This window comes from Candidatus Zixiibacteriota bacterium, from assembly GCA_034439475.1.
Lineage (GTDB): Bacteria > Zixibacteria > MSB-5A5 > GN15 > FEB-12 > JAWXAN01.
The window spans coordinates 62,175-86,569 of the sequence record JAWXAN010000060.1 but is presented as its reverse complement, the minus strand read 5'-3'; the positions used below and the strand labels follow the sequence as shown (position 1 = coordinate 86,569).

23 protein-coding genes and 3 tRNA genes are annotated in these 24,395 nt (G+C 47.6%); 25 read left to right on the top strand and 1 reads right to left on the bottom strand.

What is annotated here, in order from left to right; translation table 11 throughout:
• The first annotated feature begins 38 nt into the window (after nucleotides 1-38).
• From plsY to SGI97_08900, 15 genes are all read left to right on the top strand, one after another.
• Nucleotides 39-689 (top strand): glycerol-3-phosphate 1-O-acyltransferase PlsY, encoded by a 651-nt coding sequence (plsY, locus tag SGI97_08970; GenBank protein ID MDZ4724015.1) that lies wholly within the window; start codon nucleotides 39-41, stop codon nucleotides 687-689.
• Nucleotides 682-1,689 carry an NAD(P)H-dependent glycerol-3-phosphate dehydrogenase gene (locus SGI97_08965; protein ID MDZ4724014.1) on the top strand — a complete coding sequence of 336 codons (1,008 nt, stop codon included), beginning with the start codon at nucleotides 682-684 and terminating at the stop codon, nucleotides 1,687-1,689. Before plsY ends, SGI97_08965 begins: the two co-directional genes overlap by 8 nt.
• 26 nt (nucleotides 1,690-1,715) lie before the next feature.
• The gene (locus SGI97_08960; protein ID MDZ4724013.1) at nucleotides 1,716-2,066 is read left to right on the top strand and encodes a MerR family transcriptional regulator; all 351 of its coding nucleotides are present in this window, start codon (nucleotides 1,716-1,718) and stop codon (nucleotides 2,064-2,066) included.
• A 76-nt stretch (nucleotides 2,067-2,142) separates the two neighbouring features.
• Nucleotides 2,143-2,218 (top strand) — tRNA-Pro (locus SGI97_08955).
• A gap of 1,224 nt (nucleotides 2,219-3,442) precedes the next feature.
• The gene (locus SGI97_08950) at nucleotides 3,443-4,144 is read left to right on the top strand and encodes a glycosyltransferase family 2 protein (protein ID MDZ4724012.1); all 702 of its coding nucleotides are present in this window, start codon (nucleotides 3,443-3,445) and stop codon (nucleotides 4,142-4,144) included.
• A 25-nt stretch (nucleotides 4,145-4,169) separates the two neighbouring features.
• On the top strand, nucleotides 4,170-4,955 hold the full coding sequence (gene surE, locus SGI97_08945) for a 5'/3'-nucleotidase SurE (protein MDZ4724011.1): 786 nt from the start codon (nucleotides 4,170-4,172) through the stop codon (nucleotides 4,953-4,955).
• A 125-nt stretch (nucleotides 4,956-5,080) separates the two neighbouring features.
• Nucleotides 5,081-5,153: transfer RNA gene (locus SGI97_08940), tRNA-Pro, on the top strand.
• 93 nt (nucleotides 5,154-5,246) lie between these two features.
• Nucleotides 5,247-5,531: an acylphosphatase gene (locus tag SGI97_08935; GenBank protein ID MDZ4724010.1), complete on the top strand. Its 285-nt coding sequence runs from the start codon at nucleotides 5,247-5,249 to the stop codon at nucleotides 5,529-5,531.
• A gap of 3 nt (nucleotides 5,532-5,534) precedes the next feature.
• Nucleotides 5,535-6,059 (top strand): adenine phosphoribosyltransferase, encoded by a 525-nt coding sequence (locus tag SGI97_08930; protein MDZ4724009.1) that lies wholly within the window; start codon nucleotides 5,535-5,537, stop codon nucleotides 6,057-6,059.
• Nucleotides 6,060-6,118: 59 nt separating this feature from the next.
• Nucleotides 6,119-6,192, top strand: a tRNA-Arg gene (locus SGI97_08925).
• A gap of 229 nt (nucleotides 6,193-6,421) precedes the next feature.
• A complete protein-coding gene (locus tag SGI97_08920; protein MDZ4724008.1) occupies nucleotides 6,422-7,930 on the top strand; it encodes a hypothetical protein in 1,509 nt (502 codons plus the stop codon).
• A gap of 173 nt (nucleotides 7,931-8,103) precedes the next feature.
• A complete protein-coding gene (locus SGI97_08915; protein ID MDZ4724007.1) occupies nucleotides 8,104-8,790 on the top strand; it encodes a tetratricopeptide repeat protein in 687 nt (228 codons plus the stop codon).
• 9 nt (nucleotides 8,791-8,799) lie between these two features.
• The gene (locus SGI97_08910) at nucleotides 8,800-10,929 is read left to right on the top strand and encodes a glycoside hydrolase family 57 protein (GenBank protein MDZ4724006.1); all 2,130 of its coding nucleotides are present in this window, start codon (nucleotides 8,800-8,802) and stop codon (nucleotides 10,927-10,929) included.
• A gap of 45 nt (nucleotides 10,930-10,974) precedes the next feature.
• Nucleotides 10,975-11,409, top strand: a complete 435-nt coding sequence (locus SGI97_08905; GenBank protein MDZ4724005.1) for a hypothetical protein — start codon at nucleotides 10,975-10,977, stop codon at nucleotides 11,407-11,409.
• Between the two features lie 7 nt (nucleotides 11,410-11,416).
• Entirely contained in the window at nucleotides 11,417-12,229 is an 813-nt protein-coding gene (locus SGI97_08900) for a M48 family metallopeptidase (GenBank protein ID MDZ4724004.1), read from the top strand.
• Between the two features lie 347 nt (nucleotides 12,230-12,576).
• On the opposite strand, the gene SGI97_08895 is transcribed toward SGI97_08900, so the two are convergent.
• On the bottom strand, nucleotides 12,577-13,320 hold the full coding sequence (locus SGI97_08895; protein ID MDZ4724003.1) for a Calx-beta domain-containing protein: 744 nt from the start codon (nucleotides 13,318-13,320) through the stop codon (nucleotides 12,577-12,579).
• A 77-nt stretch (nucleotides 13,321-13,397) separates the two neighbouring features.
• On the opposite strand from SGI97_08895, the gene SGI97_08890 reads away from it, so the two are divergent.
• From SGI97_08890 to SGI97_08845, 10 genes are all read left to right on the top strand, one after another.
• Complete coding sequence (locus SGI97_08890) at nucleotides 13,398-13,604, top strand: hypothetical protein (protein MDZ4724002.1); 207 nt, start codon at nucleotides 13,398-13,400, stop codon at nucleotides 13,602-13,604.
• Nucleotides 13,605-13,718: 114 nt separating this feature from the next.
• Nucleotides 13,719-14,792, top strand: a complete 1,074-nt coding sequence (locus tag SGI97_08885; protein MDZ4724001.1) for a PorV/PorQ family protein — start codon at nucleotides 13,719-13,721, stop codon at nucleotides 14,790-14,792.
• A 361-nt stretch (nucleotides 14,793-15,153) separates the two neighbouring features.
• Nucleotides 15,154-16,089: a sugar transferase gene (locus SGI97_08880; protein ID MDZ4724000.1), complete on the top strand. Its 936-nt coding sequence runs from the start codon at nucleotides 15,154-15,156 to the stop codon at nucleotides 16,087-16,089.
• A 194-nt stretch (nucleotides 16,090-16,283) separates the two neighbouring features.
• The gene (locus SGI97_08875; GenBank protein ID MDZ4723999.1) at nucleotides 16,284-17,024 is read left to right on the top strand and encodes a DUF5683 domain-containing protein; all 741 of its coding nucleotides are present in this window, start codon (nucleotides 16,284-16,286) and stop codon (nucleotides 17,022-17,024) included.
• A gap of 15 nt (nucleotides 17,025-17,039) precedes the next feature.
• Entirely contained in the window at nucleotides 17,040-18,572 is a 1,533-nt protein-coding gene (locus tag SGI97_08870; protein MDZ4723998.1) for a fibronectin type III domain-containing protein, read from the top strand.
• 9 nt (nucleotides 18,573-18,581) lie between these two features.
• The gene (locus SGI97_08865) at nucleotides 18,582-19,421 is read left to right on the top strand and encodes a hypothetical protein (protein MDZ4723997.1); all 840 of its coding nucleotides are present in this window, start codon (nucleotides 18,582-18,584) and stop codon (nucleotides 19,419-19,421) included.
• Nucleotides 19,422-19,747: 326 nt separating this feature from the next.
• The gene (locus SGI97_08860) at nucleotides 19,748-21,175 is read left to right on the top strand and encodes a sigma-54 dependent transcriptional regulator (GenBank protein MDZ4723996.1); all 1,428 of its coding nucleotides are present in this window, start codon (nucleotides 19,748-19,750) and stop codon (nucleotides 21,173-21,175) included.
• 140 nt (nucleotides 21,176-21,315) lie between these two features.
• Entirely contained in the window at nucleotides 21,316-21,966 is a 651-nt protein-coding gene (locus SGI97_08855; protein ID MDZ4723995.1) for a hypothetical protein, read from the top strand.
• 60 nt (nucleotides 21,967-22,026) lie between these two features.
• The gene (locus tag SGI97_08850; protein ID MDZ4723994.1) at nucleotides 22,027-22,800 is read left to right on the top strand and encodes an undecaprenyl-diphosphate phosphatase; all 774 of its coding nucleotides are present in this window, start codon (nucleotides 22,027-22,029) and stop codon (nucleotides 22,798-22,800) included.
• Complete coding sequence (locus SGI97_08845; protein ID MDZ4723993.1) at nucleotides 22,800-24,353, top strand: HAD-IIIA family hydrolase; 1,554 nt, start codon at nucleotides 22,800-22,802, stop codon at nucleotides 24,351-24,353. The genes SGI97_08850 and SGI97_08845 overlap by 1 nt, the downstream gene beginning before the upstream one ends.
• Nucleotides 24,354-24,395 lie beyond the last annotated feature (42 nt).

Genomic DNA, 24,395 nt, shown 5'->3' with positions numbered 1-24,395 from the left:
CCCGTTGAATGGGGCACATAGGTGGTGAATTCATACCGATGCTTGATATAATAATCCCCATCCTCCTCGCATACCTTCTCGGCGCGATTCCATTTGGACTGCTTATTGCCAAGTCCCGCGGAATAACAGACATCCGTGCGCTGGGCTCCGGAAATATCGGCGCGACAAATGTCTGGCGTGTTGCCGGACCTAAAGTCGCCATCTGGGTCTACATTCTGGATATAAGCAAGGGTATAGCGGCGATAATGATAGCCCGTGCATTTAATCAAACATTTATGGATCGAGATATTTTTCTAGTCTTGTGCGCCTTATCTGCGGTTCTTGGCCACATTTTCCCAGTGTATCTGGCCTTCCGCGGAGGAAAGGGTGTGAATACGGCGCTTGGCGTTCTTTTTGCCCTTGTGCCTGCGCAGGCGCTGGTCGCGCTAACGGTGTTTATTGTTATCGTCGCCCTCACTCACTATATCTCGCTTGGGTCGCTTCTCGGGGGGATCTGTCTTGTCGTGACCCTGCTCATTCAGAAATTTATTTTCGCGATGCCTATCGCATCGGTCTACATCTATCTATCCATAGCCCTCGCTTTGCTGATCGTATACACCCACCGCGAAAATATTGTCCGGCTTGCCTCGGGCACGGAAAGCAGATTCTCGCTTAGCTCGAAATATGAAAAGAGAAATGGTCATGCCTGAGACTATTGCCATATGTGGAGCGGGTTCGTGGGGACGGGCAATTGCCGGACTGTTGGACGGCGCCGGGCATAGAATAAGGCTTTGGGCGCATGATACCCGCGATTTTGAATCTTTGCAGAAAACTGGAAGACCATTCGAACAAGTAGGCGAACGCCCTCTGTCCTCTTTGATTAGCTTATCGCAGGACATTCCATCTACTATAAACCGAGCCGATTTGATAGTCCTTGCCACCCCTTCACAGTATCTCCGGCCAGTCATTCGGGCGGTCGCCGCCAGCCTGGATTCTCCATGTCGCATCTTAAATTTGGCCAAAGGAATTGAGGCTGGCTCGCTCAAACGTATGTCAGAAGTTATCGCCGACGAAACATTTTTTCCAGCGGAGTTTATTGCGACACTCTCCGGGCCCTCACTTGCCGAGGAGGTCAGTTCTGGCATGCCAACTACTGTTGTGGCCGCTGGGGTCTCGCGGGAGTTTGTTGGCCATATCCAGAGCGTCTTCAGCATAGGAAATTTCCGCGTTTACGGGAGCGAAGACTTAATTGGAGTCGAGTTGGGCGGGTCGCTTAAAAATATAATCGCTATTGCGGCAGGCATCGTCGATGGATTACATTTAGGTGATAATACAAAAGGCGCATTGATAACGCGCGGTCTGGCAGAAATGACGCGTCTTGGAACAACACTCGGTGCTCAGGCTGCAACCTTTGCGGGTTTGTCAGGGATTGGTGACCTGGTTACAACATGTTCTTCGCTAAAGAGCAGAAACAGAACCTTGGGTTTCCGGATCGGCAAAGGAGAACAACTGGCGAAGATTTTATCTTCAATGACTATGGTTGCTGAAGGCGTGGAAACGGCGAGGTCGGCCTATCAGTTGGCACAGCGCGAAAAGGTGGAGATGCCTATCACTAACGAAATGTATAGGGTGCTCTTTGAAGCAAAACCTGCGGCTGAAGCCGTGGCTGACCTCATGGGACGCGCACTTAAAGCAGAAATCTGGCAGTAACAAACTTTCTTATTCACAGGATGGTCATGACAAAAATTGCTACCGAAGACAAACGCTTTTATTCAATAAGCGATGTCGCAAAAATTACTGGTCTTGAGGCCTATGTCCTCAGGTTCTGGGAAAAAGAATTTCCGACGCTCAAACCGCGCAAGAACCGGGGTGGAAGCAGGCTCTACACAGCCCATGATATCGAACTGATAAATCGAATCAATCATCTACGCAAAACAGAAAAGCTAACCATCGATGGAACGCGAGCAAAACTGATGCTTAAACGCTCAAGCGAGGAATCAACCGAGATTAGTTCCAAAGCCCGTGTTCGAACGCTTATCGGAAAAGTCCGCAAAGACGTGGCGGATTTGCTCAAACTTTTCCCTTGAAATCAGCTTGGTTCGTGTCTACTTTGGAAAACGTAACACGCTGGTGACGCGTTATGAAAGCAGGAAAGTATGCTGTCGGAGCGTGGCGCAGTTGGTAGCGCACTCGCTTGGGGTGCGAGAGGTCGCCCGTTCAAATCGGGTCGCTCCGACCATTTTTATTTCGAGCTTTTACGGCTTATTTTTCGACTGAAAATGCACGAAAGAAGGAGTAACTTCTGGACAGCGCTAATCTATCTACAAATGTAAAAATAACCAAGCTTATTGTAGTATGTGATGCGTGCTGTCGAGTTCCAGATGCTAATGTCGCTGGAAGGAGTAGTTTGGTAAGGCGGCCTGTGGTGTTCTCTATCTCAATGGGAGTAAAGATCTCAAAAATAAATTGCATGAATCTGGTAAGTATTTAGGTGAAATGAGTGTAAATGAAGCCGAATACTCTGGACTCATTTATGCGCTCGACAATGCCTCATCATACTGTAGGAAAGAGATAGAGGTCTGGATGGATAGTCAACTAGTCATACGTCATCTGAACGGAGTGTATCGACTAAAGGCAGCAAATCTAAAGCCGTATTTCGATAAAGTAAAAGCGTTGGAAAGTCGGTACGAGAGTGTTCAATATTTCCACCATGACCGTAGTTCAGAGACTGCCATAGCAGCAGATTTGATAGCAAATAACTACTTACAGCAATCTGTGTCACAGAAAAAGCGATGATGTTTACATATCTCTTCTACAGATTTCTAAGGGGCTATATATTCAATGTATAGGTTATTTCGTTGGATCTGCACAATTCCAAATGCAGGAATGATTCTTAGTCTTATTGTTTTGCCGAACAGAAGCATTTCTGGAATCGGAGGGATTTGCATAATTACTATTGTTGCGATTTGGTCGAAGCCTCACAAACGGATTGCGCGGACGATTGCAACAGTAATGTGGGTAGGATTGACTCTCGTGATCATTTTCGCTATGCAATCCAAAGAATTTGGATCTGGGATTCTTCTATTGTTTTTTGCAACGTTGAATGTTATTGGGATCTGGATTGGAAGTAGTTTTGATCTCAAAAGGTTCTTCAAGAGTCTAAAGCAAGACAAACCGGTTCCAGAGGGAACTGCACACTTAGACGAGCCTATTTCGAAATTGAATCAACAAGTTAATGCGCCTGAGCAAGTATGCGAGTCTTGTGGAAGTCGGTTCACTTCACAGTACAAATTGTGTTCAATTTGTGGAGTTCCAGTGGGCAAGAGATCTTGTAAGGGATGCAAAAGCATAATCTCTTCGAGTTTTGGATATTGTCCGGATTGTGGAGTTGAGGCTAGGTAAAATGTTTACTTTCGGCTCCGACTATTTTTATTGCTCTATCCACACTATCTGAAGCGGGCGAATGTCGTGTATAATTCCTTATATGTCATCTGAGAAGAGCCAATCGATTCTTGTCCTTGTGCCAGCCTACAACGCGGCCAAATACCTGCCGGACCTTGTGCCTCGTCTGCGACAGTACGTCTGCAATGACAACCTTCTTTTTATTAACGATGGCTCTTCAGATGATTCTGTCCAGATACTCAAAGAGTTAAACGTTAGACATATTTCGTTCCAAACAAATCGCGGCAAAGGCGCCGCGCTCAGAGCCGGTTTTGATTATGCAATCGAACATTGCTATCGCTCGGTCTTGACGCTCGATGCCGATTTACAGCATCTTCCCGAAGAAGTCATCCGTTTTTTTGCGCTCGATAACGGCGAGCGTGTTATTTTGGGAACCAGAAAGATATCACGCGCAATCATGCCCTTAGAACGCTGGCTGACAAATAATCTGACATCTCTGATAATCTCGATATTTTCAACTCAGAGAGTTCGGGACAGTCAATCCGGCTACCGTCTGATTCCCGTTGACCTGTTTAAAGCAATTCAATTAAAGACGGTGAAGTTTGATTTTGAATCCGAGATGCTTTTCAAAGCTGGAGCGGTGGGAGCGAGAATCGCTGAGGTGCCGGTATCGACAATCTACGAAGGTTCGCGCTCCTATATAAATCCCTTTGTTGACACAGGGCGATTTATCCGACAAATTTGGAAACGTATCTGGGCGTAAATGTCAAAGAAAGAGCGCCGCTAAAATGTCTGCTAAACGTCTTATTCTCATTACCAACGATGACGGCTATTTCTCAGATGGCATAAACGCCCTTTTCAAGGAGTTCTCCAAGAAGGACGAAGTATTTATGGTCGCCCCTGATCAGGAGCAATCAGCCAGTTCGCATTCGCTGACGTTGCACCGTCCCCTTCGTATGAGGCCTCTTGATACGAGGCGGTTTGTGGTCGACGGCACACCTACTGATTGTGTGATGTTGGCGATGCATGTACTTTTCAAAAAACGGAAGCCCGATCTCATTGTTTCGGGAATAAATCATGGCGGGAATATGGGAGACGATGTCACATATTCTGGAACCGTTGCAGCGGCGATCGAGGGAGCTATTTTGAAAGTCCCCGCTCTGGCGATTTCCATGGTTGATTATGAAGTTGCGATGCCCATGTCTCGCGCCGCAAAATTTGTGGTCAAATTTTCGAACAAGCTCGACGACTTCGATCTTCCCCCTAATGTCTTTTTGAATATCAATTTCCCGCCTGACAATGGAAAAGCGTATCGCGATTATGAATTTACCAAACAGGGCATTCGGCACTATCGCGATATAGTTATTAATAAAACAGATCCACGCGGTCGTCCCTATTACTGGGTCGCCGGAAAGCCAAAATGGAAGGCAAGCAAGGGTTCTGATTTTAGCGCGACCCAAAACCGTAAAGTCTCAGTCACGCCAGTAAAGCTCGATTTTACAGATCGTGAGACCCTTGAAAGGCTCAAAGACTTCTCCGAATCAAAACCGTTGTCCAAAAGAACAAAAAAATAGCCCGTCCTGACACCAAGAACAAGCCGACCAGATTAAGTGTCGTGACTCTATTTCTTGCTGAAATCACACCAATTATAATCTATTGACATTAAACGATGATGGACTATTTTAAAAGCCTGTTATTTCGGGGCGTGGCGCAGTTGGTAGCGCGCTTGGTTCGGGACTAAGAGGTCGCTGGTTCAAATCCAGTCGCCCCGATAATTTCAGCTTGCACGCTAAAGAGGTGGCGTGGCTTGCTTTTGAAACTCCTGTCAAAACGAGACTTCGAAAAGCCAAAGAGGATGAGATAGATTGACCGAAACCAGAGCCCGGGGCAAAATTAAGGTAGCCGGCAGGGTCCAAGGAGTCGGATTTCGCTATTTCGCGCTTCAACTGGCGAAGCAAGGCGCCATTACCGGTTGGATCAAAAATGAACCGGATGGAACGGTCTCTCTGGACGCCGAAGGAACAAAGACCGATCTGGACGGCTTTATCGATTCCCTGAAGACTGGCGCCATGTCGGGCTATGTCCGTTCACTCACAGTTGAGTGGCTTCCCCGTTCAATGAATTACACCACATTTGAAATAGTGAGATAATGAATGGATGATCTGAGAAAGTTTATTCGTAGTGTCCCTGATTTTCCAAAGCCGGGGATTAATTTCTATGATGTAACAACCCTATTTCAGAATCCACAGGCCTTCACTGCCGCCCTTGATGGGATGGAGCGATTTGTCTCTTCGTGCAAGCCCTCTAAAATTGTGGGGATAGAGTCACGAGGATTTATTCTTGGTGCCGCTCTGGCTGACCGTCTGAATGTTGGCTTTGTGATGGCCCGGAAGTTCGGAAAACTCCCCTACAAGACCATTACCCAGGAATATGAGCTTGAGTATGGAACCGACAAACTTCAGATGCACGAAGATTCTATCAAGAAGGGGGACAGGGTCGTGATTGTCGACGACCTGATAGCGACTGGCGGTACCCTCTCTGCGACAGCAATGCTCGTAGAACGACTTGGGGGAGAGGTTACTGGTATTTCGAGTCTCGTTGCGCTGACTTTTTTTCCGTTTGACAAGAAGCTGTCGGCCTACCGTATCAATTACCTCGTCTCTTTTGATTCAGAATAGCAAAATTCGGCTCGACTCCGAGTTTGATTATTTCGATACTGCCTGATTGAAGGCCAAAGGCCCCCGTAGCTCAGTCGGATAGAGCGACAGTTTCCTAAACTGGCGGTCGCAGGTTCGATTCCTGCCGGGGGTATTTTGACCAGATCTCCACCAGAGACTGTGGAGTTTTTGGGCGAATTCGTCTATCCCTCTGGAGAAACAGGAGAGACCTTCCCCAAAGCCCCATTTTATCAAATTGATGGTCGAAATCGATTGACAATGCCGGTCTTTGAGTCATATATTCTTTAGTCGTTTTAGACGGCTTGTGCGTCTCTACGATGATAGGCTGAACATTGATTTATTTTCAATAGGGAGAGTTTGGAATGAAACGTTGGGTTAAATTTATCGGTTTTGCGTTCTCCTGCTTTTGTATTGCCTCAAGCGGGCATTCACAACAGGGCACTCAGTTTATAGTTCCCTTGCCGAGTCTGCCCGTTACCTATGGTTTTGCCGGCTCAGGGGCAAGAGCAATGGGTATGGGCAATGCGTATATAGGTGTTTCTGACGACATCACTGCTGTGAGCTGGAATCCTGCGGGATTATACGTTCAGCAGATTCCCATGTTTGGTATTTCTTTCGGGTCGTTTCGACCACGGGGGGAATTTGTGAACTTGAAGACTACTGCCAATCAGACTGCCTCGTTGAACTCCATATCGATGCTTACATTCCTGGCTCCGGTTCGAATCAAGGGACATCACGTTGTTTTCTCGGGTAACTTCTACCGCAGTTTCGATGAATATCGCAACGAGGGCAATCTTCTGGAGATACAATTTGATGCGAACCCCTTTGATGGTTTAAATGAAACGAGCCTGTACAGTGCCAAATATTCTGCGGAATATGAGACAGGTGTCGATGTCTTCAGCGTAGGTTTTGGCACACGTATCTATAACCAACTCGCGCTTGGCATAGCGACCAACGTCTATTTGGGAAAATCAATTAACTCACAGGTTACCAGATATAGTCTTGATGATTTCGAGCCCCTGGACAAACCAGGTCAGTTAGCAGATGTGGCCGCCAACGAAAGTGTGTTGGATACGACCCGTTATTCCGGCATGAATTTGACTCTTGGCCTGAAATGGACTCAGAGCAGGTTCTCTGTCGGACTAACAGTCCGTACTCCTTTCGCCCTTGGATTGAGCAGGGATTTGCGCTTCGACTTCACTTCTTTTACGAATGGTCTTCCTGATCGGGCAAACCCCCTGCCGATTCTTTCTGATAATAATGTGACTAAGATCAGTATGCCTTTGTTCCTGGCGGCAGGCATTGGTTATAAGATTAATTATCGTTGGTTGGTTGCCGGAGATGTTGAGTATCGCAACTTTACCTCGACGGAAATAAAGAATAGAACATCCTTCATAGTTTCATCTGGAGCTGACACCGAGGTTTATTCAACTCTTGTTCCGGGTAACGACCCGACGCTGGCCCACCTTAAATATCGCAGCGCCCCATCATTCAGATTGGGAACAGAGTATCTGTGGAATATGAAGGACTCTCTTTCCTCAAGCTTGGTTATTCCCTTGCGGGCCGGTATTCGATTTGAGAGTCTTCCAACCGCCGATGTCACCTATATTGTCGACACCACAGGTTTCATTACCGGGGTAAACGCGACAACTCCAAAGAGCACAACATTTTCTCTTGGCACTGGTGTTCGGTTCAGCCAGATTCACCTCGACTTTTCCTATTCCCATACCTCTTATGAGAGAGATTATGTGCTCCCACTTGCTATTATTACCTCACCCGACCCTCAGGCCGTTAGGCTAGTGATCGTGGAAAATCCGACGTCAAAGGTGAGTGACAACAGATTTAATATTACGTTTACTGGCTACTTTTAGTAGTTTAATTGAGCAATGCTTCAGCGAAGGCCGTTACGTATATAGATCATAAGACCACAAAAGGATAGAACGGGGATTTAGATATGTTCCATCCTTTTTTAATTGAAGTCGGCAGGCTGGACGTATAATCACTGCCAAACCATTCACAGTACCTTTTTCGGGAGTTATTTCTAATGCAGGGAAAAGTCAAACTTTCACGTCGTGAAATTAAAGAAGATAAATTCGCCACTTTTATGCTTACCTCTCGCCAGCGGGCAGAAGCGAACTGGCAATATATAGTTATCGGTGTGGTAGCAGCGGCGATTCTTATCGCGGGATTGATATTTTATATGAATAGCCGTTCGAATGCCTCGCAGGAAGCATCGACAAAACTTTCACAGGCAGTCATCGATTATCAAAGCGGCAACCGTCAGATTGCCGTGCTCTCCCTGACACAAATTACGGATCAATATCCCGACCATCCCGCGGCTGAGCAAGCGACCTACCTGCTTGCCACGATTAATTTCGAGTCCCGTGTTTATCCGGAAGCCACGCGTTTCTTTGAGCAGTATCTTTCCAAGTATAAAAATAACAAGCTTAATCGGGCCGCTGCACTTGCGGGCCTTGCTGCGATTATGGAGAACCAAGGTCAGGTTGCCGAAGCCGGCGCCAAATATTTGGAGGCAGTGAAGGAGTACCCCGATGGCCCGCTTGAGCCCGATTACTACCTCTCTGCGGTGCGCACATTTCTTGAAGCCGGTAACACTACAAACGCCCAAATGGCAATCGATAGTCTCGAATCCAAGTATCCCAGCGCTCCCGCTCTCGTCAAAGCTGTAAGAATGTTTGCCGAAAAGGGCGCTGCTAAATCGGGATCCTAAGGAACCCGCTTGCCAAATAATTCCGCTCTGAATGTTGCCATCCTCTGGCACATGCACCAGCCTAATTATCAGGAGCCGGCCTCTAAGAGGCTCCTCATGCCTTGGGTGCGTCTCCATGCGCTCAAGGATTATCTTGATATGCCGCTTCTTGCAACCGCGCATGAAAATGTCAAAGTAACATTTAACCTCGTCCCATCGCTCATCGATCAGCTTGAACTGTACGCAAATGGCGGAACGGACCGGCATCTGGACCTGAGCCGACTTGACGCCGAATCACTCAGCATATTTGACAAGCGGGAAATCCTTCAGAGTTTTTTCTCGGCTAATCCAACTCATATGATCGCTCCGCACAGTAGGTATCATGAACTCTTTGAAAAAGCGAGCAGCTCCAACGGTGGGGGGGAAAGTCTTGCAGCCTTGTTTTCCTCTTCTGAAATTCGGGACATCCAAGTCTGGTCCAACCTCTGTTGGGTTGACCCTCTTTTTCGGAACCAGGATCCCATAAAGTCACTGCTCAGCAAGGGGAGGCATTTTACAGAAGAGGAGAAGCGCAAATTTCTTGACTGGCAGTTTTCGCTGATGGCCCAAATAGTTCCGACCTATAAATCACTCTACTTGGAAAATCGAATCGATATCTCATTCACACCGTACTATCACCCGATACTTCCGCTCCTGTGCGACACCGATTCCGCCAGGGAGGCCATTCCCGATATATCACTCCCCAAACAGCGTTTTATTCATCCTGAGGACGCGCTTGCACAAATTCGAATGTCAGGGGAGCGATTTCAGGCCCTTTTTGGTAGACCGCTCACTGGGATGTGGCCATCCGAAGGTTCAGTCTCGGAAAATGCCTTGGCCTTGATTGCACAGCAGAAGATCGCATGGGCGGCAAGCGATGAAGAAATTCTCTACCATTCACTGAGAAAATCAGGGAAAGAACGCCCGCGAAATGCCCTGTATTCAATGTATCAATTCAAAGGGCTCAAGTTATTTTTTCGCGACCATGTTCTCTCGGATAGAATCGGCTTTGTCTATTCCGGATGGCCAGCCGAACGCGCTGTTTCTGATTTCATCGGCCATCTCAAACAGATTCGTGAGCGATGCCGCGACAATTTAAACTCGACCGTTGTTCCTGTCATTCTTGACGGAGAGAACGCATGGGAATACTTCCCCGATGATGCCCATGAATTTTTGACTTTGCTTTACCAAAGACTGAGCAGTGACAGCGAGATTAGAATGGTGACAATGACCGAGGCGGCCCAAACCCTGACCTCCGAAGAATTGCCTTCGGTTTTCGCCGGCTCATGGATAAATCATAACTTCCGGATATGGATCGGCCATGCCGAAGATAATGCCGCATGGGATTTGTTAACCGATGCCCGCGATGCCTTGAGCGCCTTCTCTACAGCAAATCCACGGTTCGATAAAACTATATTGCAGGCCGCATGGACTCAGATATATATCGCTGAGGGCTCGGATTGGTGTTGGTGGTACGGCGACGATCACCAAGGGTTCCATAACCAGCAATTTGATATCATCTTCAGAAAACAGCTTATGGCTGTATATTCGCTAATCGGCCTCAATATACCCGAGGCATTATTCAAGCCGATATCGCTCGGTTTGCGGGCGTCGACTCTTATCGCTCCCGAAGGAACCATCTCTCCCAAAATAGACGGTCGTATATCATATTATTATGAATGGAGCGGCGCAGGGATTTTTGACTGTCTTAAAGCTGGCGGAACAATGCACCGCGTGGATAGACTGGCCTCGACAATATATTTTGGATTTGACCGGGATTATTTTTACCTGCGGGTCGACCTGACCGTGAAGAAAGTCCTCAATGCGCTTGCCGCGCCGCGTTTGGTGGTTGGTTTTCAATCCGGCTTCTCGGAGAATTTTCAACTGAAGAATGCGTCCGGGCCGGCGGATCAATCCGACAATGCAGATACCCGTTACGCTTTTGATGAAAATATAGAAATCGCTATCCGACGCAATCTCGTTCAACCCGATGGGTTTGGACTTGCGGAATTGTCAATTACGTTCTATGATGGTGAGAAGAAATTAGAGAGTTGGCCCGAACAGGAAATGATTGCGGTGACATTGCCAGAGCCCGACAAGGAACTGTTCTGGCCGTTCTAAGCAAAATGCCGCGTTTCATGATGACGCGGGGAAATCGAGGTCCCGATGGAAGAACAGAATCCAAACGAGTCATTTTTTCATAACCCGACAGTGGAGCCAGGCGTCGATGCGTCGACCACTACAACCGCGGACGATGTGGTTATCAATGTTTCTGTCTCCGAAAAAGCAGAGGCGAAATTTCTCAATGAAGAGACCCGTGTAGCCGCGATTATGGCCTATGTGCCATTTCTCTGTTTTATACCTCTTATGAATATGCGGCAAAACAAACAGGTCTATTTTCATGCCCGTCAGGGTGTCGTTCTCTTCTTCATAGAAATGCTTGCCATCCTTTTCTCTATTGACCGTATCGCTGACTTTGTGTTTAGGGGACTACTGGTCGCCGCGCTGGGCTTAGCCGCTGCGGGGATTTACTTCGCCCTTCAGGGAAAAAACCATCGCTTGCCTGTCATCGGTGATTTGGCAGACAAGGCAAACCTGTAGGAATCGGATGCGATATTTAATCCTCTCCATCCTCGTTGCAGCACTTTTTACATCATGCGCCACAACCGGCCCCGGCGGAGACAAATCATTTATTATTATCCCTACGAGCCAGGAAATCGCAATCGGCGCAGGAATGGCCAAGCAAGTCGCTTCGACTGAAAAAACCTTCAAAGATATGGAGTGGCAAAGATACCTTGCCGAAGTGGGCAATAAAATCGTTGCTGTGAGCGACCGGAAAGACATAGTGTACCATTTTACCGTCATCGAATCTGATGATGTCAATGCATTCGCCGCGCCCGGTGGATATGTTTATTTTTACACTGGTCTGCTCAGACATATGGAATCCGAGGCCGAAATGGCGGCGGTGATGGCCCATGAAATTTCTCATGTAGTTGCCCGGCATGGAGTGAAACGAGTGCAGACCGCACTCGGTGTAGGGCTGGCCTCGCAACTGGTGTTAGGCGGGAATTCAAGCGAGGTGCTTGCGGCAGCAATTAATATCGGTATGGGAGTGGCTTTCGCCGGGTATTCTCGCGATGCCGAGCGCGAGGCCGACAGTTTTGGAATCTATTATATGAAAAATGCCGGTTACAATCCCAATGGCGCGATTGGAATGTTTGATAAGCTTGCCGCGGTCGGTGCAGGCGCAAGTACCAATGTGTTTGAAAAGTTGTCTCGCTCACACCCTGAAACCCAGGAACGAATCGACCGGGCGAAAGAGCAAATTAGTTCAATGCGCGGACTGTCCAAAAATCTTCGAGACGGTCGTGAACGCTACCAACAAATGAAAGCTCGTCTTCCCAAAGCCGCCCAAAAATAATCTGTAGGTCTGGTACGAACACAAGCTATCGAAGCTGAACCCTCACTCACCGTTATTGCTTTGCCTTCTTTTAAGTAGGTCAGTCCGCCACGGCGGACTGACCTACTTGCTGTCCGACACGTTGGATGGCAATCTCATGTTATAATTCCCGCACCTCGTGGGTACCCCACTCCGCCGTGGCGGACGGTGGGTACTCTGTCTGTACTGTCAGGCAGCCCCCGCCTGACAGTTTAATCATAGTGTCGGGCGAGTCTAACCGCCCCGTCGGGGACGCCCGATACCACAGATAAGATCGCACCGCCCGACAAATGTCAGGAACGCGGAACAGGTGCTACCCGACTACAATCTTAATTATTCAGCGCGCCTTGGTTTATCCAGTCGCGGATAAGATTAATTTGAGTTGCCGAAAGAAACGGGCCCCCAACTGGCATTCTCGATCCAAATGGCGGCGTCGGTGTTACTTTGAGGTACAGATTACTGCTGGCGGCGTTACCGACGATAACAATAGGACCACTGCCCCCATTTGCATTCCTCACCTCAGGGTATGTGGCCGACCCAAAAGTCAGACTGCCTTGATTTGAGCCGTCGCCATGACAGGCGGCTATTGCGCAGCTGGAAGTAATTATAGGACGGACATCATTCATGAAGCTAACTCCTGCAGCGCCGCCATCGTTGGCATTGATGGTGACTGAGCCTGTTCCATCCGAAATTCCTGCATTTGTAGGAGAGGAGAGGACGACCGAAAATGCTTCGCTGGTTTCCGCAGTGACATCATCGATGGTGACTATGGTGATAGTTGTTGTTGTCGCGCCTGACGCAATTGACCCGGAAACATTTGTCTGGACTGTGTAATCGGCGGCGGTTGCGGATCCCGGCGAGGTTGAATAGGTAAATGTTACAGCTTGGCCGACAGTCTCGCTCAGTGAAACTATTAGGACGGCATTCGATCCCTCGTTTACTGCGACATTGTTAATCGAAAGCATCGGTCCAGTCGGTTGTGGTTCTACTGGAGAATCAGAACCGCCGCAACCCAGAAGCGAAAGTACCATAGGCACAGTTAACAAAAATAATATCCGTTCGGATAACTTCATTTTGATCTCCTTTTCACACGCCCCTCTTCATTTATAATTCGTCACCACGCCAACCTTCTCATACAGAGGAGCTTCTCATGGACTTCGTACTTATTTATATCGGCAGAATGCCCATTCGCTTCAAAATCTTAACAAACAATCGAACCAATACATTGTGGGATATTGTCCATTACATACTCAAATTGCAAGTCAATATTCCGACAAACAGTAGTACAGGCATACTGATTTTGAACAGCGAGGCCGAAGCTGGTGCGTTGTTGGCGTTTGGCCTGCTCAAAGTCTGATTGGGGAACCGCTCTGTCCAAATAAGGAGCAAATAGATAAGCTCCGACAATTCTTCGACGGATCTTTTTTAGCGCGGAGAAATAGTTTCTGTAATTTTATGACTCGCTTAACAGATGGTGGCTCAACTGGTTGTTATGCTCAACAGCAATAGATCAACATTTAATCTCCGGCCAACCAGCAACCGTCCCCTTCCGGCACTGGCCTTGCATAAAGGGGAGATAACCATAACCGGAAGGGATTCAACTATGCAAATTGCACGATTAGTACGCACTATTAGAAATGGCATTGTGCCGTTTTTGATATCACTCTTGGTAACGGTTCCTCTTTATGCTCAAAACTCAAGCAGAACGACAGCTGACTTTCTTCAAATAGGCATGGGTGCTCGGGCGGCAGGACTTGGAGGCGCATTCACCGCTCTCTCTGAGGGAGCCGTATCCACCTACTGGAACCCGGCCGGCCTTGGACATCTGGAGAATAAGGAAGTCTTTCTCAGTCACTTTACCTGGTATCAGGATATTTCTATTGAGCACGGAAGCTTCGCGATGCCTATTTCCGAGAGGTTGTCGGTTGCGGCTTCAATAAGCTACCTCAACTATGGGACGATCGAAAGCTTTAATGAAAATGGCGTTGTGATTGGTGAACTGCAAGCCTATGACTGGGCGGGAGGTATTTCTCTTGGCATGGCCATCAATGAACGACTCTCCGTCGGCGCAACCGGGAAAATCATCAATCAAAGACTGGATACATACAGCGGCTCGGCATACGCCGCCGATTTTGGCGTCAAGTATTCAATGCCTTTTGTGACATTCGGATTGGCTGCAACCAACATTGGCACAAAGATGAAATTTGATGCTATAGATGAGAACTTGCCGGCATCAGTGCGAGCTGGGGTCGCTGTCAGACCTTTTGACGACCTCATGGTTGCCTCGGCTGATCTATTGAAAAATCTCTACGGCGAAACTGTAATGAGAAACGGTCTTGAATTTGGATTCAGCCAAAAATATTTCCTGCGGACAGGATTTGACCATTATTTGACGACCGAGATGAATAACACCGTGGCATCCTTATCTTTTGGAGCAGGTCTACGCATTTCATCTGCGGAATTTGACTACGCTTTTACTCCGGACGACGCCTACACGTCCGATGCCCTTCATAGATTTTCGCTCTCATTTAAATTCGGGAATTAAGCGGAGTAGGAGCTAAATGCCATTGGATGGCCAAAGCTTATACTAGTCTCACACAATTATCGTACACACGGGTATTTCCCACATAATTACTCGCGAATTACGCAAAACATTGCACTTTAATGCTTTAATTCTATGGAGACTGATAGTACTCAATAAGCACTAAAATAATCATTCCAGCGCACTCATAAAGTATGAGTTTAGCAATGCCGTTTAAAAGGTTGAATTTCGGGTACTTGTAGATTAGTTCTGCAACCACGGTTTCGAGCGTCCAGTATAAGGGATAGCGAACAAATATTGGCAGCACTTTTGCTCTATGTTGGCTTGTATTGCTGTATTTTATGGATAACGGACAGGGAGAAGCGTGAGTAATCTTGAAGGGAAATATTCCCAAACGAACGACAACTCGGTGGCATTGCCGAATTTAGGCTCTGTTAGATATGGGTATGCCAGCGGTTCCGAAGTTGCCGGAGACTCACTTTCGGACAATAATGATTTCATCCTTTCCCCCCTCCGAATCAAGTTTTTCTTTGGCGAAGTGTTCGGATTGCTTTTCATTGCGCTTACAACATTGTATATTTTTGCGATGCCCGCGGCGTTGACCAAATCCGGTCAGCTCAAGGCACAGATGAATGCTGCGATGAAAAGAATTATTGATATTGTCGGTGCCTCGACCGGTTTGTTTCTCACCCTCCCATTTTGGATTATCCTTCCCCTATTGATAAAGCTCGGTTCAAACGGCCCTGTTTTCTACACACAAGTTCGTGTAGGAGTGAACCGTCGGAAATCTGATCGCCGCTTTGTCAAAAAAGTCGGCGTTGCCGATCAGCGGGATCGCGAGCGTCGACGTGAACAACATTTCGGGACGCTTTTTAATGTAATCAAGTTTCGCACCATGATTCATGATGCCGAGAAGGCTTCGGGCCCGGTCTGGTCGTCCATAAATGATCAGCGAATTACAAAAATCGGCTCTTTCTTAAGGAAGTTCCGCATTGATGAAATCCCGCAATTCATTAATATCCTCAAAGGCGAGATGTCCCTTGTTGGACCTCGTCCGGAACGCCCGTGCTTTGTGAGGGATTTGTCTACCAAAGTCGACGGCTATAGTCACCGTCTCAAAGTAAAACCGGGTCTGACCGGATTAGCCCAGGTCGAAAATGGCTACGATTCTTCTATAGCCAGCGTTACTGAAAAAGTGCGTTTCGATCTGCAGTACATAAAAGGCTGGTCTCTCTTGGCAGACGTGCGGATTCTCTGCCGGACAGTCATTGTTGTAGTCACTGGCCGCGGCGCTTGCTGAGCTACTTTTCTATCTTTTTAAATCCACTCAAACTTGTACTTTCTCAGCTAAATGTCCAGACATGCTGTATAATGGTTTAGCCGGTACGAAATCGGCTTTTTTGTGACTTTAATCTTGCTAAAAGGTATAGTAATTGTGTACACTAACCGATTATAGTTGCAGAGGTTTTTTTACAAGTCAAGTAAGGGAGCGATTTGAAGAAACGGATTTTCGTCATTTTTGTTATTATGGCTTTGGGAACATCAAACGTTCTCTTTGCTCAAAATACTGCAACAGGTGATTTCACTGTGACATCGACTCCGGGCGGGGCGGAAGTAATGCTTAAGGGCGAGGCGACCGTCACGGGTATTTCGCCGGTGAGTTTTCGTTATCCGCTTATTGGAAGTTACGAAATAATAGTGAAGAGATTCGGATACGAACGCTACAGCACGCGTTTGAATATCGATCCTGCAAAGAGTTCGCAGCTCGATGTCACACTTATTCCAAAGACAAGGCTCAAAGCGGCCGTCCGCTCGTTCTTTGTCCCGGGCTGGGGGCAACGCTACACTGATCAATCATCGAAGGGATACGTATTCCATCTTCTGGCCGTAACGACAATTACCGGATTTCTTTTGGTCAATGATCATTTCAACGAAAAGCTTGACGTTCATCAAGCCTTCTCCGACGAATATGATCGCGCTGTCGCAAGACAGTCGAACCCCGGTGACCTTGCGCCGTATGCGAACCGCCTTAATAAAGCCCGCGAAGAGGCTTACGACGCCGAGAATCTACGCCGGATCTCCATCGGCGCTGTCGCCGGTGTGTGGCTTGTCAGCGTTGTTGATGCAATTTTCTTTTTTCCCGAAGACCGAGGCGCTTTTTCCATCAAGGGATTAAGCCTCGCTCCGGAACTTCAAATTGACAAGGTGGGGATGACTCTGTCGTGCAACTTCTAAACCAACGGAAAGACCATGTCGAAACGATTACTTGTCGCTACAGGTATGTTGGCGCTTGCCTTATTTGGCTGTAGCCGGCATATAGAAACACGCAATCCTGTGAACCCACTCCCGGATGCGCCACCCGCCCCATCTCAAATTCAGGCACTATTAAATAATCAATCTGTCACCCTGACATGGAGCGTCGCCAATCCAGCTGGCATCGTGAGCTTCAAGGTCTATACGTACGACTCGACGGGCACCACGCTCCTCCAAAGTCAGACTACTACTGCCTACACCTTTACCGTCACGGGACTGCTGCTCAACCAGCGGTATCAGTTTAGCGTCGCATCTGTCAACGCCGACGGTATAGAGGGAGAACGTTCATCACCGGTAGTAGCTACCCTTTCAGTGTTGACAATCACGGTAAATAACAACAATAAGTATGTCAATAGCCGCTCGGTCCAAATTCAGATCAATGCCACTTCGAATACTACGCATATCACCCTCTCCGAGGATTCGACATTTGCCGACGCGGTAAGGACTCCATTTACTTCGCAGAAGTCATTCACCCTGTCGTCTGGCGAGGGGGAAAAGACAGTCTATGCGCGACTTACTTTTGTGAATGGCTCGGAGACTGGCCAAGCCCTTCGCGACAAAATCATTTTAGACACACGCGCTTCAATTGATTCAGTATTTTTCATTCCCCAAAATAAGACCTTCTCTGCGGCAGATACCATCTACTTTGGATTAAATTCCCGTGAGAGCGGGGGAGATGCCACCGTTTCATTGCCGGGATTGAGCCAGATTGAACTGTTCGACGACGGCTCTGTAGCGGGCGATATTGCCAGCGATGGATTGTATATGGCGCGATATATCGTGCAGACGGATCTGGTGATTGCAAATGCAGTAGTTACCGGAAAATTCACTGACGAGGCTGGCAATGCGGCTACTGCATCAACTGCAAAAAGCCTGCTCAGCATTCAGAGCGCTCCGCAAGCAGTGCAGCTTGTTTCGGCCACAGCGCTGTCGACCTTCAAAATAAATTTAAGCTGGACGGTCAATGCGAGTTCGGCATTTTCATGGTATCGTATTTACCGCCACAGCACAAATCTTGTAAGCAATTTGTCATTGTTAGTTCAGACTATAACGGACAAGAACACGGTTAATATTGTTGACACCACAGCTGAACCATTGAGCAAATATTATTACCGTGTTTATGTATGCAATTCGATTGGACTCTCGGTCGGCTCAAATGTAGATAGTGCAACCACACCGGCCAATACCGCTCCTGCAGGTGTAACAATTGCTGGAGTATACACCGATCCAAACAATATCAAACTTGCCTGGACCCGAAATGAAGACGCTGATTTTGCAAGTTATCGCATCTATCGGGCGCCATCAGGAACTGTGGATACCCTCGATCAATTAGTCTCGATAATAAACAATAAGTCGACAGACACCTATACCGATTATGTAACCGCAACAACGATGCGCTACAGAATCTATGTCTATGACCGTCATGGTCTGGCGACCGGATCAAATGAAATTATTGTCTTCATACTGTAGAAAACTGCGATGACGATACTTGGGAAAATCAATCAAGTCATTTTTCTCTTTGTTGAGACGTTTCGGCAGTTTAAGCAGGGAAGAATATGGCTTGTGCTTTTGTCCTATTATATTCTGCTGGCGCTTCTTCTCTTGGCCCATTATGATTTTATGTCTCCGCTCTTTTCAGGAATCATGTCGGCCTGGTTTTCTGTATTCGGACCCGAGCGGGCGACGTTCTATACGCACTATCCGACCCAATTTATTCTGCTTCCGGAATTTTTCGGGTGGGCCAAGTTCATCCTCGGCTTCTTGTTTGAAGGCTTTGCGCTGGGCGTGATTGCGATTGTCTTCGGGCGAGTCTATTTCGGAACGAAGGGACAGCAATCCCCAATTAAATCGACCCTCCCGTTTATGGTACAATTGATGATTGTCTGGCTTGTAATAAACGGCTTGACCCTTCTCTCAGGCGTATTCCTGCCCAAGTGGTTTGCGCCTCTGCTCGACGGCCCGCGCAGAATTATGGCCTTTAATTTTGTTCTGCTGCCAAGCGCCTATATTCTGATCCTTTCGCCGTTATTCTTTGCCCTGCCATCCGTTGTGATTTTTAAAGAAAATGCCCTCAAGGCGATTGTTCGATCTCTCAAGATATTTGCCTCCCGTCCCTTGACCTGCATTATCCTTTCGGCTCTAATTCTCGCGGGACCGGCTTTAGTTTCGGCAACCGCAGGCTATTCCCCTCAGCTTATCCAGCGGTTCAAACCTGAGTTAGTCGCAGGGGTACTTGCCCTTGGCCTTCTGATAGAACTTTTTGCCTCGTTTTTCTGGATGAGCACTGCGGCCAAATTTCTCTCCGAAAAAGAGCGATAGTTTAAACCTTCTTCCCAACGTCATAATGGGGAAAGTACTCTTGCAAAACCCTCCACACCGTGGTTGGTGTATCTTCCACCTCCGGCCGGCGCGGCCCTCTCATTTTCATAATTTCTTAGTCTTGTAGCGATTCCGCCAACGGTTCGCCGCAGGCGAACGGTTCAGGGATTCTTCATTCTCTTGTCACTTGTGGCTGTCGTACGTTCTCGTGCATCACCATCCAAACCTTCGTCATGAACCCCCTCAAAAAAGAGCAAATAATTCCTCTCAAAGATTCCTGATTTTGGCCGATACTCTTTCTATAGAGCCAACAAAAGAAATTACGAATGAAAAACATACTTCTCGTAGACGATGACAAAGACGTATCCCGCTCGCTGGCAAACTTGTTTGACAGCGATAAATTCCATTTTAATTTTCTCGAAGACGGCTCCGATGTAAGTCGTTTCCTGAGCTCCAACAACGATGTCGATCTGGTCATGCTCGATGTCAATCTGCCGACGATGTCGGGTCTTGATGTACTCAAGCAGATTCGTAAGCACCTCGACCAGGTTCCAGTCATTATGATCTCAGGATTTGTTTCGACTGAAAATGCTATGGAAGCAATGCGTGAGGGGGCTTATGAGTATCTGACCAAACCCTTCGAAATAGAAAAACTCATTGATACAGTCAACAAGGCATGCGGGTTTGTTGCTTCACGCAAGTTGCCGACTCTGGCCTCTCCCGATTCTGTAACAACGCAACTCGATGAAATAGTCGGACAGTCGCCCGAAATTGTGGAAATAGCAAAACTTATCGGTCAGGTTTCGAAATCGGACGCCGCTGTACTTATTTTCGGCGAATCAGGGACAGGCAAAGAGCTTGTTGCTCGCGCCATTCACCGCAACTCGAAACGCCGCAATAATGCATTTCTGTCGGTCAACTGCGCCGCGCTTCCTGAAACATTGCTCGAATCAGAGCTTTTTGGCCATGAAAAAGGCGCATTTACCGGAGCGTATTATAAACGCATAGGCAAGTTCGAACAGGCCGATACCGGAACACTCTTTCTTGACGAGATTGGTGATATGTCAATGCTCACGCAGGCCAAACTCCTCCGTGTGCTCCAGGAAAAGCAGGTCGAACGAGTGGGTGGCAACGAGTCAATAAAGGTCGATGTACGGATTATCGCGGCCACCAATAAATCGCTTGTGCAGGCGATGAAGGAAGGATCTTTCCGGGTCGACCTATTCTATAGATTAAAAGTGGTCTCGCTCTTTATTCCACCGCTTAGGGAACGCAAACCGGATATAGGACTGCTTGTCGATTATTTCAGGAGCAAGTTCTCGAATAGTCTGGGAGTGCAGACAAAGTCGGTCTCGAAAAAGGCGATGGCCCTCCTGCTGAAATATCCGTGGCCGGGAAATGTGCGCGAACTTGAGAATAATGTCCATACTGCGCTTGTAATGTCAAAAAATGACACCCTTGAGGCCGAGGACTTCCCAAGTCTCGCCGAGGGAACTCCCAAAATCGAGTTCGATCTCTCTGTCCTTCAGGATGACTACACCGAAACTTTCAAGAAGATAATCGACCCGGTAATGCCGAAACTTATCAGCAATTCGCCAGGCCGCATATATCACTTCCTTGAGTCGGCACTTGAGCGGGCGGTTATCTCCTCGTGTTTGAAGCACTTCGAAGGAAATCAAGTGAAAGCCTCAGAGACGCTTGGGATTTCCCGCAACACCCTCCGCGACCGAATCGCCAAGTTCAATTTGTATTGATTTCCTTCTAATTTCAAGCTTTTACGGTTATCCCACTCGGTTTAATCCCAGTTTTCCGTCTATTTTTTATGTGACAGGCTCCGTGTCTGAAGGTAATTTCTTGTCAAACTAAGCATGTGACACAGATGAGAGGGTCAATAATGAAGAGAATAACAGTACTATTTATCCTTACGTTAATTGCAACAACAGGACTTGCAAAGGCCGACTTTACAATTGGATCAGCCTTTGGGACTTTGACGACCGCGCGAACTGTCGGGCAAGGGAAGGGAAATTTCCTCATTGGGGCCGGAATCGCCGATGCGACGTCCTTTTTTGGCCAGTTTACTTTCGGAATGTCGACGTATACGGACGGGCGGCTTAAACTGGCAATTTATGACGCAGACACCGATGATCTTGCCGTTTCATTTGGAGCAGACTTTAAATGGCAGTTTTGGAATGTTAAAGAAGGAAGAAGAGCTCCTTTTGATATGGCCACCGGCGCCCTCTTCGAATTTGTCGATGTTAATGGTTTCTCTGCCGTGCAATTTGGAGGACATCTCATTGGTTCGTACCCATTTGCGATGAGAAATGGAAGCACGCTCAGTCCGTATGCTCGAATCAATATCCGCCTCGAGTCAAAATCATTTGACACTGGGCCGGGGTTCAGCGGCGACAATTCCAATTCTGATTTGGAGTTCGGATTCAATGGCGGCCTGAAATATGACTTTTCACCGACAGTGGCGGGCTTCTTTGAATTCCAGTTGGATGGCAACGACGGCATCTTTTTTGGTATTGATTTTAACATAATGTAAATTATTCGTGTTTTCTTGCAGTGGCATCTGGAAAGCCCCGATCAACGGGGCTTTTATTTTATGACATACCTCGACGCAATTATACTCGGCATTGTTCAGGGACTCACTGAGTTTCTGCCAGTCTCATCATCGGCGCATTTAGTCTTCGCCCAATTTTTGCTTGGAGTCAAAGAACCGGGGATAACGCTCGAAATAGTTGTCCACATCGGGACTTTAATCGCGGTCATTTTGTACTACCGCCAGAAGCTTTGGGCTTTGATGCTCGCTCTGTTCGACAGAGCTAAAACTGAAGAGCGCAGAATCATATTATATCTTGTCATAGGAACCATACCTGCCGGACTGGCTGGAATATTTCTCAACGATTTTTTTGAATCGTCTTTCTCTGACCCCCGAACAACTGCCGCATCGCTGATTATATCAGGCTTTCTTTTATTGTTTGTTAGACTTGCCAAGCCCACCAGCGAAAAAGTGAGCTTGTTTCATGCAATTACGATGGGAATCGGGCAGGCGATCTCCATATTGCCCGGTATCTCCAGGTCTGGCGCGACCATTTCAATGGGCATGTATACTGGTCTCGATGCGGTAAAGGCCGCTGAGTTTTCATTCCTGCTTTCCATTCCGGCCATTACCGGCGCAATTATTTTCAAAACCGACGCCCTGGTAGCAGTCGATAGTCTGCACATAGGCCCCTATCTTGTTGGTGCCTTATTCGCCTTTGTTTTCGGTCTCTTATCAGTGGCAGGCCTCTTAAAGATTGTCCAAAAGGGAAAGTTTGAATATTTCGCCTATTATTGTTTTGCCGTAGGGGCATTTGGCCTGTATTATTTCTGGTAATGCAGCAAAGAATCCTGGTTGTTCGCTTTGGTTCGCTGGGCGACGTCCTTCTCACATCCGCTTTTCTGATAAATCTCAGAATTCATTTTCCCGCCGCCCATATAGTCTTTCTTACAAAAGAGCGCTTTCGAACAGCCGTCGAGCTTCTGCCTGAAATAGATCAAATCGCCACCCTGCCTGCAAATTCAGGATTGTGGAAACTTCTGGCAACGCTTATAGACATAGAACGAGAGGGATTTGATATTCTTTTTGACCTGCATAGTAATACCCGCTCGTGGCTGACAAGTAAGATTATCCGGGCGGGGAAGACTATCGTTTATCCCAAACGGAGTTTCGAGCGACGAAAAATCGTCCGGACTCAAATCATTCCGAATTCCTGGCCGCATACTATCGATTTATATAATGATTGCCTGCTTCAACTCGGGAAAATCCCGTTTTGCAAACGTCCGAATATCAGACGTTCGTTCGAATACGTCCCGGCGCTCAGCTCAGCAAAAAGACCCAGCCAGACTGTAATAATTGCACCGGGCGCCGCTCATGCAAACAAGCAATGGCCTGTCGAGAAGTTCGCCGAAACCGCAAAGCTGATTCATGAGCGATCTGGGGCCCATATCATTTGGGTAACAACCCGCGCCGAGGCAGGCAAATCAACCCTTGAGAAATTTCTTCCGCCGACATCATTTTCTGAACTGATCGATGCGCCTTTGACGACTCTCAAAGATCTAATCGCTCAGGCAGGTCTGACTATCGCCAATGATTCCGGACTCATGCACTTATCATCAGCGCTCGGGACGCCTACAATTGGCATCTTCGGGCCAACACACCCGGCCCTTGGATTTTCACCGCGGGGACCACACGACCTTATTATCGAGACCGATGAATTTTGTCGGCCCTGTTCGCTCCATGGCAAAACTCCATGCTGGAGACCGGAGCAGTTTTGTTTTACACGTATACTACCGCACGACGTCGCCCAATCGGCAATTGCTCAACTGAATAAGCTTAGCGCTCTTGCGCCAGTAGTTTTCATTGATCGTGATGGTACGCTGATTGTAAACAAACATTACCTCTCCGACCCGGCACAAGTCGAACTGGAAAATGGAGCAGTAGAAGCATTGCATCTCGCCACTCAGAAAGGTTATAAGATCGTTGTTGTCTCCAATCAGTCTGGTGTCGCGCGAGGCTACTTTACAATAGAAAATGTTGAAGCGGTCAATGACCGCCTCAGAAATATTTTGGCAAGCAACGGTATTACACTTGATGGACTATACTATTGCCCTCATTATCCCTCGACCACATCTCTTATCTGTGATTGTAGAAAACCTTCAGCCGGGATGGCCGAGGGAGCTGTACAAGAGTTAGGAGTGGAACTACGGCGTTCGATTGTTATCGGCGACACGATAGACGATATGAACTTTGCGAAAGTTATCGGGGCCAGGTCGATTCTTGTAAGAACCGGTTATGGTACGCGTACTGAAGCAGCCCTGTCAAATCGCGAAGTGGGCAGAGACATTGAGGTGGTATTCAGTATTCTTGACGCAATAAAGCTTATTTAGCCTCAATTTCTTTTTGCCCGTTTAATCTCGCCTTTACATCAA